A 12,670-nucleotide genomic window follows, 5' to 3' on the forward strand; every position below is an offset into this window, starting at 1 on the left:
TTTGTTCGGTACATACGAAAGCCCGGCCTCAGCACAAAGGCACAAGACCGGGCAGACGTACGGCTGGAAGTCAGACCTCGAGAAGTTCGGCTTCCTTGTGCTTGAGGAGCTCGTCGACAACCCCGACGTACTTGTGCGTCAGGTCGTCCAGCTCCTTCTCCGCGCGACGGCCCTCGTCCTCGCCGGTGTCGCCGTCCTTGACCAGCTTGTCCAGCTGGTCCTTGGCCTTGCGGCGGACGTTGCGGATCGAGACCCGGCCGTCCTCGGCCTTCCCGCGGGCCACCTTGATCATCTCGCGGCGCCGCTCCTCCGTCATCTGCGGGAGGTGGATGCGCAGCTGGGTGCCCTCGTTGTTGGGGTTGACACCGAGGTCGGAGTCGCGGATGGCCCGCTCGATCGGGCCCAGCTGGGACGCGTCGTACGGCTTGACGATCACCATGCGCGGCTCCGGCACACCGACCGACGCCATCTGGGTGACCGGCGTGGGCGCGCCGTAGTAGTCGACCACGATCTTGGAGAACATCGCCGGGGTCGCCCGGCCGGTCCGGATCGCGGCGAACTCCTCCTTGGCGTGCTCGACCGCGCTGTCCATCTTCTCCTCGGCCTCGAAGAGGATTTCCTCGATCACCGGCTCTTCTCGCCTCCTCGCTGTCTTCGGTGGTGCGGGATGTGGGGACGTGGGCACACGCTCACGCGGTGATGAGGGTGCCGATCCGCTCGCCCGCGCACGCGCGCACGATCGTGTCGTCGCCCTCCGCGCCGAAGACCAGCATCGGCAGCTTGTTCTCCTCGCAGAGGCTGAAGGCCGCCTGGTCGGCGACCCGCAGACCCCGCTGCAGCAGCTCCTGGAACGTGATGTTCTCGAGCTTCTGGGCGGTGGGGTCGATGCGCGGGTCGGCGGTGTAGACGCCGTCCACGCCGTTCTTGCTCATCAGCACCATGTCGGCGTGGATCTCCAGCGCACGCTGCGCGGTGACCGTGTCGGTGGAGAAGTACGGCATGCCGGCGCCGGCGCCGAAGATCACGACGCGGCCCTTCTCGAGGTGCCGGATGGCACGCAGCGGAATGTACGGCTCGGCGACCTGGGCCATCGTGATCGCGGTCTGCACCCGCGTCTCGATGCCCTCCTTCTCCAGGAAGTCCTGGAGCGCCAGGCAGTTCATCACCGTGCCCAGCATGCCCATGTAGTCGGCCCGGTTCCGGTCCATGCCCCGCTTCTGCAGCTCGGCGCCGCGGAAGAAGTTGCCACCACCGACCACCACGGCCACCTGGATGCCGCGCCGGTTCACCGTCGCGATCTGCCGCGCCAGCGACTGCACGACGTCGGGGTCGACGCCGACCGCGCCACCGCCGAACACCTCGCCGGAGAGCTTGAGGACGACCCGCCGTGGCCGCATGGCCGGCGGGTTCTCGTCGACCGTGGCGGACTGCTCGGTCACCAATGTCATGAGACCCGCCTTTCCCTTCAGTTTCTGCAGGAGACCTTATGCGACGGGGAGGCCGGTCGCGTTATCGCGTACCCGACCTCCCGTGCCATTGCTGTGGTGCCTTACTCCTGGCCGACCTCGTACCGGACGAACCGGGTGACCTGGATGCCCGCCTCGTCGAGGATCTTCTTGACGGTCTTCTTGTTGTCGACGACCGACGCCTGCTCGAGCAGGACGAAGTCCTTGAAGAAGGAGTTCACCCGGCCTTCGATGATCTTCGGCAGGGCCTGCTCCGGCTTGCCCTCCTCGCGAGCGGTCTGCTCGGCCACGCGACGCTCGGTCTCGACCGTCTCGGCCGGGACCTCCTCGCGGGAGAGGAACTTCGGCCGCATGGCGGCGATCTGCATGCCGACGCCACGGGCGTCCGCGTCACCGGCCTCGTCGGTCTTGCCGGTGTACTCCACCAGCACGCCGACCTGCGGCGGGAGGTCCTGCGCCTTGCGGTGCAGGTAGACCGCGACGTTGCCGTCGAGGATCGTGAAGCGGTTCACGACGATCTTCTCGCCGATCTTGGCGGAGTACTCCTGGACGGTGTCGGCGACGGTCTTGCCGTCCTCCAGGGTCGCGGCGAGCAGCGCGGCGGCGTCGGCCGCCTTGTTCGCCTCGCCGAGCTTCACCAGACGGTCGCCGAGAGCGACGAAGTCCGGGGTCTTGGCGACGAAGTCGGTCTCACAGTTCAGCTCGAGCAGAGCCTTGCCGGAGTGCGCGACGATGCCGTTGGCGGCGGTGCGGCCGGCACGCTTGCCGACGTCCTTGGCGCCCTTGATGCGCAGGAACTCGACGGCCTTGTCGAAGTCGCCCTCGGCCTCGTCGAGCGCCTTCTTGCAGTCCATCATGCCGGCACCGGTGAGGTCGCGGAGCTTCTTGACGTCCGCGGCGGTGAAGTTAGCCATGACTCTTCTCTCGATGTCAGTTCGGGACTCGGCCGCCGCCGCGCGGAGCAGCGGCGGCCGAAACGCACCTGGGACTTCGCCGAATTACTCGGCGGGAACGGCCGCGACCGTCTCGGGCTTCTTCTCCTCGGCCGGAGCCTCGGCGGCGGGGGCGTCAGCAGCCGGAGCCTCGGCGGCCGGCGCGTCGACGGCCGGCGCGTCGACGGCGGCAGCCTCGGCGGCGGGAGCCTCGACGGCCTTCTTCTCGGCGCCCTCGTAGAGGTCGCGCTCCCACTCGGGGAGCGGCTCGCCGGCGGCGACGGTGCCCGGCTCGGGCTTCTCGTCGGCGTTGCCACGGCCCCGGCCGGACCGGGCGATCAGGCCGTCGGCCACGGCGGCGGCGATGACCTTGGTCAGCAGCTCGGCGGACCGGATGGCGTCGTCGTTGCCCGGGATCGGGAAGTCGACCTCGTCCGGGTCACAGTTGGTGTCCAGCACCGCGATGACCGGGATGCCCAGCTTGCGGGCCTCGTCGACCGCGATGTGCTCCTTCTTCGTGTCCACGACCCAGATCGCCGACGGCGTCTTGGTCATGTCACGCAGACCACCGAGGGTCTTGGTGAGCTTGGTCTTCTCACGGAACAGCTGAAGGGTTTCCTTCTTGGTGTAACCCGCGGCGGTGCCGGTCAGGTCGCCGAGACCCTCCAGCTCCTTCATGCGCTGCAGGCGCTTGTACACCGTCTGGAAGTTGGTCAGCATGCCGCCGAGCCAGCGGTGGTTCACGTACGGCTGGCCGACCCGGGTCGCCTGCTCGGCGATGGCCTCCTGAGCCTGCTTCTTGGTGCCGACGAAGAGGATGGTGCCACCCTCGGCGACGGTCGAGCGGACGTACGCGTACGCCTTCTCGATGTAGTCGAGCGTCTGGCGCAGGTCGATGATGTAGATACCGTTGCGCTCGGTGAAGATGAAGCGCTTCATCTTCGGGTTCCAGCGCCGGGTCTGGTGCCCGAAGTGGACACCGCTTTCCAGCAGCTGGCGCATGGTCACGACGGCCATGGTGGGTCACTCCCCTGGTTCCCTGGTTGACACGCTCACCGGCGGTGAGCGTCCTGGCGCCCGGTCGGCGGCCACAGTTGGACCCGGGATTCCGGGACCAGGGAGGGCCGTCGCCGGCGACGGGCCATCACCGGGGTGAATCGGCGAACGGCACGTGCGGAGGGCGCGCGAGGTCGACCGCCGAGGCGGTCGCCGTCGTCAAGCATACGCCAAGCGCCGCGGCCAGCCGGTCCGCCCTCGGCCGCCCCTCGTCCGGCTTGCGGTGCGGCTCCGGTCCGGCCCCTCTCCCGGGGCGCGCCCAGGCGCGCTCCACCCCGCTCAGGCGCCCTCCACCCCGCCCAGGCGCGCTCAACCCCGCTCAGGCCACCGCGAGACCGGCGGCGATCAGAAGGATCAAGCCCGCGGGGAGGTACGCCAATGGCGCTCGCAGCCAGGCGTCCCGGCTCGGCGCACCGCCCCCGACGGCGAACAGCCCGACGCCGGTCAGCGCCAGGCCGAGCGTGAGCAGCGCCGCCGGGACAATGCCCCGGGCCGTCGCGTCTGCGGCGAAGGTCACGCTCAGTAGCAGCCGCAGGGCCGGCACGAGCAGGACGCCCGCCACGGCGGCCAGGACGATCGACGTGACCGGGCGGCGGGTCCGGTAGACGCCCTCGGCCGGACGGCCGGGAGCGACCGCCGGAACCATGGTGGTCGGCTCCCCGAGCGGCGCCATCGGGTCGGCCGGGTCGGGAGCCGCCGGAACCGCCGGGGTGGCCGGGGTGGCCGCGGGGCCGAACGGCGTAGCCGCGGAGGTGAACGGCGTCGCCGCGGGCGTGGCCGCGGAGGTGAACGGCGAGGCCGAGGCGGGCGGGGCCGACGTGGGCGGGGTTCCCGCCGGGCGTACCGGTGGGTACTCCGGGCCCCGGATCGGGATGCGGACCGCCTCGTGCGCGGTGCGCGCCTCCGGCTCGGGCATCACCGGCTCACGCTGCTCCGGCAGGCGGAAGACCTCGCCGGTGCGGTGCCGGACCCCCGAGTCGTACGGGCTGTCGGCGACCGGGTGCGACCCCGACGTCTCCGGATCCGTGGCATAACGGCGCCCGGTGTACCAACCGGGCTCTGACTCGTCGGAATAACGGTGCTCCACGAACTCGCACGGTAGGTGACCTCCCGGCCGGTCGCCATCCCGGGCGCGCTTATCACACCGGAAGGGGTGCCGGCGGTTTTCCACAAATCCGCGCTGTCCACAGGGTCCGGCGCGACGGCCTGCGATCCGTGCCAGCGTGCCGCCTCATGACGACACAGCGACGAGCGGTCGGGGCGTACGGCGAACGGCTTGCCGCCCGGCACCTCCAGGAGAGCGGCCTCGTGCTGCTGGACCGCAACTGGCGCTGCGCGGACGGCGAGGTCGACCTGATCCTGCGCGACGGCGACGACCTGGTGTTCTGCGAGGTGAAGACGAGGCGTACCGGCACGTACGGCCCGCCGGCCGCCGCGATCGGCCGGCGCAAGGTGCGCAAGCTGCGGCAACTGGCCCGGCGATGGCTGGCCGAGACAGGGGTACGCCCTCGCGAGGTCCGCTTCGACGTGGTGGAGGTCCTGCCGCAACCCCGGGGCGCCACCCGTCTCGTGCACATCCGGTCGGCCTTCTGATGAGTTACGCCCGCGTGCTCTGCGCCGGTCTCGTCGGCGTCACCGGCCACCTTGTCGAGGTGGAGGCCGACCTCTCCTTCGGCCTGCCCGCCCTGGTGCTGACCGGCCTGCCGGACGCCGCCCTGCACGAGGCCCGCGACCGGGTACGAGCCGCCGTGGTCAACTCCGGCCGGCAGTGGCCGAACCGGCGGATCACGGTGAACCTGCTGCCGGCCGCCCTGCCCAAGCACGGCAGCGGCTTCGATCTCGCGATCGCGGCAGCACTCCTGGCCGGCACCGGTGAACTGTCGCCGGCCCGGCTGGCGGGGGTGGCGCTCATCGGCGAGCTCGGTCTCGACGGCACGGTCCGGCCGGTGCGCGGGGTGCTGCCGATGGTCGCGGCGGCCGTCCGAGCCGGTGTCACCCGGGTGGTGGTGCCGGTGGAGAACGCGCACGAGGCGACGGTGGTGCCCGGCGTGACCGTCCGGGCCGTCGACTCGTTGCGCCGGCTCACCGGGTTCGCGCAGGGCGACGTACCCCTGCTGGACCCGCCGCCGGCGCACCCCGCCGCGCCGGTCCCCTGGCCCGACCTGGCCGACGTGGCAGGTCTGGAGACCGCGCGGTACGCGTTGGAGATCGCCGCGGCCGGCGGGCACCACCTGGCCCTGCTCGGCCCGCCCGGCGCCGGCAAGACGATGCTCGCCGAGCGCCTGCCGTCGATCCTGCCGGAGCTGGACGACAGCGCGGCCCTGGAGGTCACGTCGCTCCAGTCGATCGCCGGCGTGCTGCCGCCCGGCGGCGGCCTGATCCGCCGGCCCCCGTTCCAGGCCCCGCACTTCTCGGCCAGCACGGCGGCGATCATCGGTGGCGGCTCCGGCCTGGCCCGCCCGGGCGCGATCTCGCTGGCGCACCGGGGTGTGCTGTTCCTGGACGAGGTGCCGGAGATGACCCGCGGCACCCTGCAGGCGCTGCGCCAGCCGCTGGAGAGCGGCCGGGTGGTGCTGGCCCGGGCGCAGGGCACCACCGAGTACCCGGCCCGCGTGCAGCTGATCGCGGCGGCGAACCCGTGCCCGTGCGCGGCGGCGGCCGGCGACCAGTTCTGCGTCTGCCCGCCGGTGGTGCGGCGCCGTTACCTGAGCAAACTGTCCGGCCCGCTGCTCGACCGGATCGACATCCGGGTCACCGTGCTGCCGCTGCGCGCGGCGCAACTGACCGACGTCACCCGGCCCGCCGAGTCGTCGGCCCAGGTGGGTGCCCGGGTGGCGCGGGCCCGGGTGGCCGCCCGGGACCGCTGGTCGGCCGACGGATGGCAGCACAACGGCGAGGTGCCGGGACCGGCCCTGCGTCGCCCGCCGTGGCAGCTCCCGGCGGCGGACACGGAGCTGCTGCGGGCCGCCCTGGACCGGGGCGCGCTCTCCGCCCGCGGGTACGACCGGGCGTTGCGGATCGCCTGGACCATCGCCGACCTGGACGGCCGCGCGCGGCCAGGCGGTGACGACGTGGCCGAGGCCTACCAGCTGCGGATGGGCGAGGCCACCCGCCGGGAGCCTTCGGGAGGCGTCGATGCCGGAACCCGCTGAGCGATCCGGGACGTCCGGTGCTTCTCCTTCCCCGGCCGCGGGAGGTCCCGCCGCGGCGGGCGGGTACGACGACCGGGTGGCGCGGGTGGCGCTGACCTGGCTGGCCGAGCCGGGCAACCGGGCGGTCTGGGCGCTTGTCCAGCGGTACGGCGCGGCTCCGGCACTGGACCGGCTGATCGAGGCCGAGCCCGCGGACCGGCGGCTGCGTGCCTCGGTGACCGCGCGGAGCACGCTCGCCGACGCCCGGCGGTTCGCCGAGACCGCCCTGCGCCGGGGCGAACAGCTCGGCGCCCGGGTGGTGGTGCCGGGCGACGCCGAGTGGCCGCACCGGGTGGACGACCTGGCCACGCTGGAGCTGAACGTTTCCGGACAGGTCAACCGGGACGTGCGGCCGCCGCTCTGCTTCTGGGTGCGCGGCGGGCGGCCGCTCGGCGAGACGCTGGACCGGTCGGTGGCGATCGTCGGTGCCCGGGCGTCCACCGAGTACGGCGTGCATGTGGCCACCGACCTGGCGAGCGCGCTGGCCGGTGCGGGGTGGACGGTGGTCTCGGGCGGCGCCTTCGGCATCGACGCGGCGGCTCATCGGGGGGCGATCGCGGCCGATGGCCGTACCGTCGCTGTCCTCGCCTGCGGCGTGGAACGTCCCTACCCGGCGGGGAACGCGGCGATGTTCGAGCGGATCGCCGAGCAGGGACTGATTGTCAGCGAGTGGCCGATCGGCGCGGAACCGCTGCGGCACCGCTTCCTGATCCGGAACCGGGTGATCGCCGCCGCCACCGCCGGCGCCGTCATGGTCGAGGCGGCCGCGCGCAGCGGCGCGACTCAGACGATGAGCCGGGTGCTGTCACTGGGACGACCGGCCATGGTGGTGCCGGGGCCGGTCACCTCGGCGATGTCGGTGGGCTGCCACGCCGTGCTGCGCGGGAACCCGTACGCCCGGCTGGTCACGTCCGCCGACGACGTGCTCGAGGAGGTGGGGCGGATCGGCGAGTACCTGGCGGAGTGGCCGCGCGGACCGGAACATCGGCGCGACTCGCTGGACGAGGAGGCGGCGCTCGTCCTGGAGGCCGTGCCCCGGCGCGGATCGTCCACTCCGGAGAAGCTGGCGGCGGTTGCCGGGCTCGACGTGCGGACCGTGCTGCGGCGGCTGTCGCTGCTCGAACTGAGCGGCCTCGTGATCCGTGCCGACGACGGTGTCAGGCTCCCCCCGAAGCGCCGTTAGCTGTCGCGTGCCATCCCCCGTGAGGCTGGTTTCCGCCGGCGGCGCACGACAGCGGCCGGCCTGTCCGGGGCCTTCGGTCACTGCGGACCGGGTGCGGCACCGGCGGCCGGTCGGTCCTCACGCCGGGGGTCGCGGCGTGAGGACGATCAGTCCTCGGAGTCGTCGAGATCGCGGCGGTGGACCTTCATCCATGCCTCGACGTCTTCGGTCAGCCAGACTTTGCCCTGCGCAAGGTCGGCGGCGGGCTTCGGAAAGTCGGCGCGACTCGTGATCTGGTACGCCCGCTGCCGGCTGACTCCGCCCAGCCGGATACGGATCTCGTGTGCGCCCATGAGGCGGATCGGCTTCACTCCCACATGATCGACCGTAGGCGTGAGACTATTAGTCGATAATCAAGTTGTCAGACGACGGGTAGCCATAGAGCAAGTAAGCTCGTCCCATGCCTAGACGTCGAACGCCTATCCCGCCGGTTCCGGATTCCCCCAGGCACCGCCGCGATTGGCGAACCCTGTGGCGGCGATGCATCTGCGGCCTGTCCGCGCCCTGCGTCGACAGCCGGGTGCCGGCACGGCAACCCGGGCTCCGGCAGCGCCCTCCCGACGACCCGCCGACCGACCCGCTCCCACCGTCCGGTTCGTACCTGACATCCGGTTCACCCGCTTTCTCCCCACCGCCGGTCAGGCCGGCCGTCCCACCGCCCGTCCCACCGTCCGGCGCCGCTCCACATCGGCCATCCCCGGACCGGCCACCCCCGCACCGGGTACCTCGACAGCGGCAACCTCAGCAGGAGCCCTCACCGCACCCACCCGCAGCGCCACTCACGACACCGTTCCGCACGCCACCCGGCACACCCTTCTTCACGCCACCCGCCAGACCGTTCCCCGCACCACCCACCGGACCGTCCCCGACACCCACCGCTCCAACCTCAGCACCGCCCGCGCCACTCACCGGGCCGCTCCCCTCGCCGCCGGCTGAACCGCCCGCCGCGCCGCCGGCCGAGCCGCCCGCCGCACCGCCCGCCGCACCGCCTTCCGGGATCGATCCGCCGGGTTCTCGCCGCGGGCTCTACCGCTCCCGCCACGCCGAACCGGACGACGAGTCCCGGTCCGCGGGCCGGCCGCCGGATCCGCCTCCCCGCTCCCCCCGCCCCGAGCTGAACGCCGGGCGCGCCGGCAATCTGACGCCGGCGCAGCGACATCGCGCCAACGAGGGCTCCCCGTCGCGGTACCACCACCGGCCGCCGGGCCAATGACCGCGGACCGATCACGCCTGCGGAGGCTTCCATGACCAGCGAACACATCACCGAGCGACCACAGTGGGACTGCCGGGTCTGCGGCCTGTCCTGGCCGTGCCCGGCCGCACGCGGCGCCCTGCTCACCGAATACCGGGACTTTCCCTCACTGCTGCGGATCTACCTGACCGCGCAGATGTACGAGGCCCTCGGCGACCTGACCGCACTCGGCCGCCCGCCGTCGGATCTGCACGACCGTTTCCTCACCTGGACCCGGGACGGCCCACCGCCCCGGTGACGACGGCCCACCGCCCCGGTGACACCCGCTGCCTTGCCGACGGGCGGCGGCCGGGCCTCGCCTCCCGGTGAGACCCGCCGCTTTGCCGGCGGACGGCGGCCACGCCTTGCTGGTGGGCGACGACCGCACCGGGCACGATGGGCGGTGATGCGCACCCGTGAACTGCACGAAGCCTTGCCCCCGGCGCTGCGGGAGGCGGTGGACGACTTCGGCCACCACCTCGCCGCCGTCGAGAACCGGTCCGAGCACACCGTGCGCGCCTATCTCGGCGACGTGGTCTCGCTGCTCGACCACGCCGTCCGGGAGGGCCGGACCGGCCTCGCCGACCTGGACATCGCGGTGCTGCGGGGCTGGCTCGCGGCCCGGCTCGGTGGCGGCGCAGCGCGTACCTCTCAGGCACGCCGCGCGGCCGCCGCCCGCGCCTTCACCGGCTGGGCGCACCGCACCGGCCGCGTCCCCGACGACTCGGGCGCCGCGCTGGCCAGCCCGCGTGCCCACCGCGACCTGCCCACGGTCCTGCGCGCCGACCAGGCCGAGGCCTTGCTGAGCCCACCCGCCCCCGCGACAGCGGACCAGGCGGCCGCGCTGGCGCTCCGGGATCAGGCCGTCCTGGAGATGCTCTACGCCACCGGCGTACGGGTCTCCGAGCTCTGCGGCCTCAACCGGGCCGACGTGGACCACGCCAGGCAGGTCGTCCGGGTGCTCGGCAAGGGTGCCAAGGAACGCGCCGTGCCCTACGGTCACCCGGCCCGCGACGCCCTCGACGCGTGGTTGCGTCACGGCCGGCCGGAACTGGCCGCCCGGCCCTCCCGGGACGCGCTGTTCCTCGGCGTCAAAGGCGGCCGGCTGCAACCCACGGTGGTGCGCCGCATCGTCGCCGCCGCCGCCCGGGCCGCCGGTCTGCCGCACACCAAACCGCACGACCTGCGGCACTCGGCCGCCACCCATCTGCTGGACGGCGGTGCCGACCTGCGGGCCGTGCAGGAACTGCTCGGGCACAGCTCGCTGTCCAGCACACAGATCTACACCCATGTGTCGACCGAGCGTCTCCGGGCGGCCTTCAAACAGGCGCACCCGCGCGCCTGAGGACGTACGATCCGAGCATGCGCGCCGATGTCCCGCCCCGGTCCATTCCCGGCGCCCGCCTGATGTTCTCGCTGGACCCGGCGGTGTCCTATCTGAACCACGGCTCGTTCGGCGCTGTCCCGATCACCGTGCAGCGCGCCCAGCAGCGGCTGCGCGACGAGATGGAGGCGAACCCGCTCCGCTTCTTCGGTACCGGGCTCGTCGACCGGGTGGTGCACACCCGGCGGCACCTGGCCACGTTCCTCGGCGCCGACCCGGACGGCAGCGCGCTCGTCCCGAACACCACCGCAGCCGTCTCGCTCATCCTGCAGTCGGTGGGCCTGACCACGTCCGACGAGGTGCTGCTGACCGATCACGCCTATGGCGCGGTCGCGCTGGCGGTGCGGCGGCAGTGCCGGCGTACCGGTGCCAGCGCGCGTACCGTCGCGGTACCCCTCGGCGCCACCGAGGCCGAGGCGGTGGCCCGGATCCGGGCCGCGCTGCGACCCGGCCGGACCCGGTTACTGGTGGTCGATCAGATCGCTTCGGCCACGGCCACCCTGTTCCCGGTACGGGCGATCGCCGCGGCCGCACGCGAACTCGACATCCCGGTCCTGGTCGACGCCGCCCACGTCCCGGGCATGCTCCCGGTGGACGTTTCCGCGATCGGCGCCGACTTCTGGGTCGGCAACCTGCACAAGTGGGCCTGGGCCCCGCGCGGCACGGCCCTGCTGAACGTGGCACCGCCCTGGCGCCGGCGCATCGACCCGCTTGTCGTCTCCTGGGAGCAGGAACAGGGTTACCCGCTCTCGGTCGAGTTCCAGGGCACCCTCGACTACACCTCGTGGCTCGCCGCCCCGGCCGGCATCTTCGCGCTGCGCACCCTCGGCCCGGACGCGGTCCGGGAACACAACGCCGCCCTCGCCGCCTACGGCCAGCGGGTCGTCGGCGCCGCCCTCGGCCTGGCGCCGGAGGAGTTGCCGCGCCCCGGCAGCCCGGACATCGCGATGCGCGTAGTGCCGCTGCCGGCCGGCCTGGCGACGACCGCGCCGGAGGCGTTCGCCTTGCGCCAGCAGATCTCCGACAAGCTGGGCGCGGAGACCGCGGTCAACGCCTGGGGCGGCCGGGGCCTGCTGCGGCTGAGCGCGCAGGTCTACAACCGGCCCGAGGAGTACGACCACCTGGCCGAACACCTGCCGCCCCTGCTGGCCGAGTTTCAGCGCTGAACCGCCCGCCCGGAGGCGGCGAAGGCGGCGGCGCCGAGCGGGTGCGGCGGCGTGCGGCGCGGCGGCGTGGTGTTTTGCTTGCCCTCGGCTCTGGTGCGATCCCTGGACAGTGGCCGCGGTCGGCTGCGGCGGGTCCACGGGCGGTGTTGATCTGCTAGCGGTGCGAAATCGCGGTTTTAACCCCTTGATCACAGCGATTTCGTAGCGCTAGCAGATCAACATCTCGCCATGGACGGGTCGTTCGGCGCCACCGGGCCCGGTGACAACATTGCCGGATCAAGCGTACGACAGGGGCCGGTAAGTCATGCCGGGCCAGGCGGCCGGGCAGTTCCCGGCTGGGGCACGATCAGAAGGTAGCGGGCGGTGAGGGGTAGCGGGCGGTGAGGGGCAGCAGCCGGACGCGGCCCAGGCCGAGCAGAGCGAGCGGGTCGAGGTAGTCGGTTCCGCGTCTCAGGCCCCAGTGCAGGCAGGTCGGCTTAGGACAGCGGGGATGACCGATTTCGATCGTGCCCAGCGGGTCGCCTGCGGCCACCCGGTCGCCGCGGGCGACGGTGGTGGTCACCGGCTCGTAGGTGGTGCGCAGCCCGCCCGCGTGCGCCACGCTCAGCACTCCCCGGCCCGCGACGACGCCGGCGAAGACCACAGTGCCGGCACCGGCGGCGCGGACCACGGTGGCCGGGGGCACGGCGAGGTCGACACCTCGATGGCCGGGGAGCCAGCGCTCCCGCGGCGGATCGAAGCGTCGCACCACAATCGGCGGCGTCACCGGCCACCGGTAATGCGCCAGGCGCTCGCCGGGTGCGGCGGAGGCAGCCAGCCACGCCGAGCGGTCACCCGGTGCGACCAGAACAGCCGGCCACGGCGGGCGGTCACCCGGCACGGCACGGACAACCCGCCACGGCGGGCGGTCACCCGGCACGGCACGGACAACCCGCCACGGCGGGCGGTCACCCGGCACGGTATGGGTATGCGGCCAGGCCGGATGGTCACCGGCAGATGCCGGAGCGCCGGGACCGGCCGAG

13 protein-coding genes are annotated in these 12,670 nt (G+C 72.9%); 6 read left to right on the top strand and 7 right to left on the bottom strand.

Translation table 11 applies throughout. The features are described 5' to 3' along the window. Positions 1-70 precede the first annotated feature (70 nt). From frr to LPA41_RS08545, 5 genes are all read right to left on the bottom strand, one after another. Positions 71-628 (bottom strand): ribosome recycling factor, encoded by a 558-nt coding sequence (frr, locus tag LPA41_RS08525; RefSeq protein WP_229069394.1) that lies wholly within the window; start codon positions 626-628, stop codon positions 71-73. A gap of 61 nt (positions 629-689) precedes the next feature. Continuing rightward, positions 690-1,397 (bottom strand): UMP kinase, encoded by a 708-nt coding sequence (pyrH, locus tag LPA41_RS08530; protein ID WP_229069474.1) that lies wholly within the window; start codon positions 1,395-1,397, stop codon positions 690-692. Positions 1,398-1,549: 152 nt separating this feature from the next. Further along, positions 1,550-2,380 carry a translation elongation factor Ts gene (gene tsf / locus LPA41_RS08535; protein ID WP_229069395.1) on the bottom strand — a complete coding sequence of 277 codons (831 nt, stop codon included), beginning with the start codon at positions 2,378-2,380 and terminating at the stop codon, positions 1,550-1,552. Between the two features lie 84 nt (positions 2,381-2,464). Further along, on the bottom strand, positions 2,465-3,415 hold the full coding sequence (gene rpsB / locus LPA41_RS08540; protein ID WP_229069396.1) for a 30S ribosomal protein S2: 951 nt from the start codon (positions 3,413-3,415) through the stop codon (positions 2,465-2,467). A 358-nt stretch (positions 3,416-3,773) separates the two neighbouring features. Further along, positions 3,774-4,541 (bottom strand): hypothetical protein, encoded by a 768-nt coding sequence (locus LPA41_RS08545; RefSeq protein ID WP_229069481.1) that lies wholly within the window; start codon positions 4,539-4,541, stop codon positions 3,774-3,776. Between the two features lie 146 nt (positions 4,542-4,687). On the opposite strand from LPA41_RS08545, the gene LPA41_RS08550 reads away from it, so the two are divergent. From LPA41_RS08550 to LPA41_RS08560, 3 genes are read left to right on the top strand one after another with little or no spacing between them, the layout of a single operon-like run. Then, positions 4,688-5,047 carry a YraN family protein gene (locus tag LPA41_RS08550; RefSeq protein ID WP_229069475.1) on the top strand — a complete coding sequence of 120 codons (360 nt, stop codon included), beginning with the start codon at positions 4,688-4,690 and terminating at the stop codon, positions 5,045-5,047. Beyond that, positions 5,047-6,606: a YifB family Mg chelatase-like AAA ATPase gene (locus LPA41_RS08555; protein ID WP_229069397.1), complete on the top strand. Its 1,560-nt coding sequence runs from the start codon at positions 5,047-5,049 to the stop codon at positions 6,604-6,606. The genes LPA41_RS08550 and LPA41_RS08555 overlap by 1 nt, the downstream gene beginning before the upstream one ends. Beyond that, a complete protein-coding gene (locus LPA41_RS08560) occupies positions 6,590-7,828 on the top strand; it encodes a DNA-processing protein DprA (protein WP_229069398.1) in 1,239 nt (412 codons plus the stop codon). Before LPA41_RS08555 ends, LPA41_RS08560 begins: the two co-directional genes overlap by 17 nt. A 146-nt stretch (positions 7,829-7,974) precedes the next feature. Here the strand turns inward: LPA41_RS08560 and LPA41_RS08565 are convergent, their stop codons facing one another. After that, complete coding sequence (locus tag LPA41_RS08565; RefSeq protein ID WP_229069476.1) at positions 7,975-8,160, bottom strand: DNA-binding protein; 186 nt, start codon at positions 8,158-8,160, stop codon at positions 7,975-7,977. Positions 8,161-9,111: 951 nt separating this feature from the next. Here LPA41_RS08565 and LPA41_RS08570 point away from each other — a divergent pair. From LPA41_RS08570 to LPA41_RS08580, 3 genes are all read left to right on the top strand, one after another. Further along, a complete protein-coding gene (locus LPA41_RS08570) occupies positions 9,112-9,357 on the top strand; it encodes a hypothetical protein (RefSeq protein ID WP_229069399.1) in 246 nt (81 codons plus the stop codon). 147 nt (positions 9,358-9,504) lie between these two features. After that, a complete protein-coding gene (locus LPA41_RS08575; RefSeq protein ID WP_229069400.1) occupies positions 9,505-10,443 on the top strand; it encodes a tyrosine recombinase XerC in 939 nt (312 codons plus the stop codon). A 17-nt stretch (positions 10,444-10,460) separates the two neighbouring features. Beyond that, positions 10,461-11,648 (top strand): aminotransferase class V-fold PLP-dependent enzyme, encoded by a 1,188-nt coding sequence (locus LPA41_RS08580; RefSeq protein ID WP_229069401.1) that lies wholly within the window; start codon positions 10,461-10,463, stop codon positions 11,646-11,648. 346 nt (positions 11,649-11,994) lie between these two features. On the opposite strand, the gene LPA41_RS08585 is transcribed toward LPA41_RS08580, so the two are convergent. After that, positions 11,995-12,528: a murein hydrolase activator EnvC gene (locus LPA41_RS08585; protein ID WP_374238130.1), complete on the bottom strand. Its 534-nt coding sequence runs from the start codon at positions 12,526-12,528 to the stop codon at positions 11,995-11,997. Positions 12,529-12,670: the final 142 nt, after the last annotated feature.

It is taken from the genome of Actinoplanes sp. DH11 (assembly GCF_020873875.1).
Classification (GTDB): Bacteria; Actinomycetota; Actinomycetes; order Mycobacteriales; family Micromonosporaceae; genus Actinoplanes.

Excerpts from the sequence above, each read along its gene's own strand:
- pyrH (WP_229069474.1), bottom strand. The coding sequence starts at position 1,397 with ATGCGGCCACGGCGGGTCGTCCTCAAGCTCTCCGGCGAGGTGTTCGGC.
- tsf (WP_229069395.1), bottom strand. The coding sequence starts at position 2,380 with ATGGCTAACTTCACCGCCGCGGACGTCAAGAAGCTCCGCGACCTCACC.
- rpsB (WP_229069396.1), bottom strand. The coding sequence starts at position 3,415 with ATGGCCGTCGTGACCATGCGCCAGCTGCTGGAAAGCGGTGTCCACTTC.
- LPA41_RS08550 (WP_229069475.1), top strand. The coding sequence starts at position 4,688 with ATGACGACACAGCGACGAGCGGTCGGGGCGTACGGCGAACGGCTTGCC.
- LPA41_RS08555 (WP_229069397.1), top strand. The coding sequence starts at position 5,047 with ATGAGTTACGCCCGCGTGCTCTGCGCCGGTCTCGTCGGCGTCACCGGC.
- LPA41_RS08560 (WP_229069398.1), top strand. The coding sequence starts at position 6,590 with ATGCCGGAACCCGCTGAGCGATCCGGGACGTCCGGTGCTTCTCCTTCC.
- LPA41_RS08565 (WP_229069476.1), bottom strand. The coding sequence starts at position 8,160 with ATGGGCGCACACGAGATCCGTATCCGGCTGGGCGGAGTCAGCCGGCAG.
- LPA41_RS08570 (WP_229069399.1), top strand. The coding sequence starts at position 9,112 with ATGACCAGCGAACACATCACCGAGCGACCACAGTGGGACTGCCGGGTC.
- LPA41_RS08575 (WP_229069400.1), top strand. The coding sequence starts at position 9,505 with ATGCGCACCCGTGAACTGCACGAAGCCTTGCCCCCGGCGCTGCGGGAG.
- LPA41_RS08580 (WP_229069401.1), top strand. The coding sequence starts at position 10,461 with ATGCGCGCCGATGTCCCGCCCCGGTCCATTCCCGGCGCCCGCCTGATG.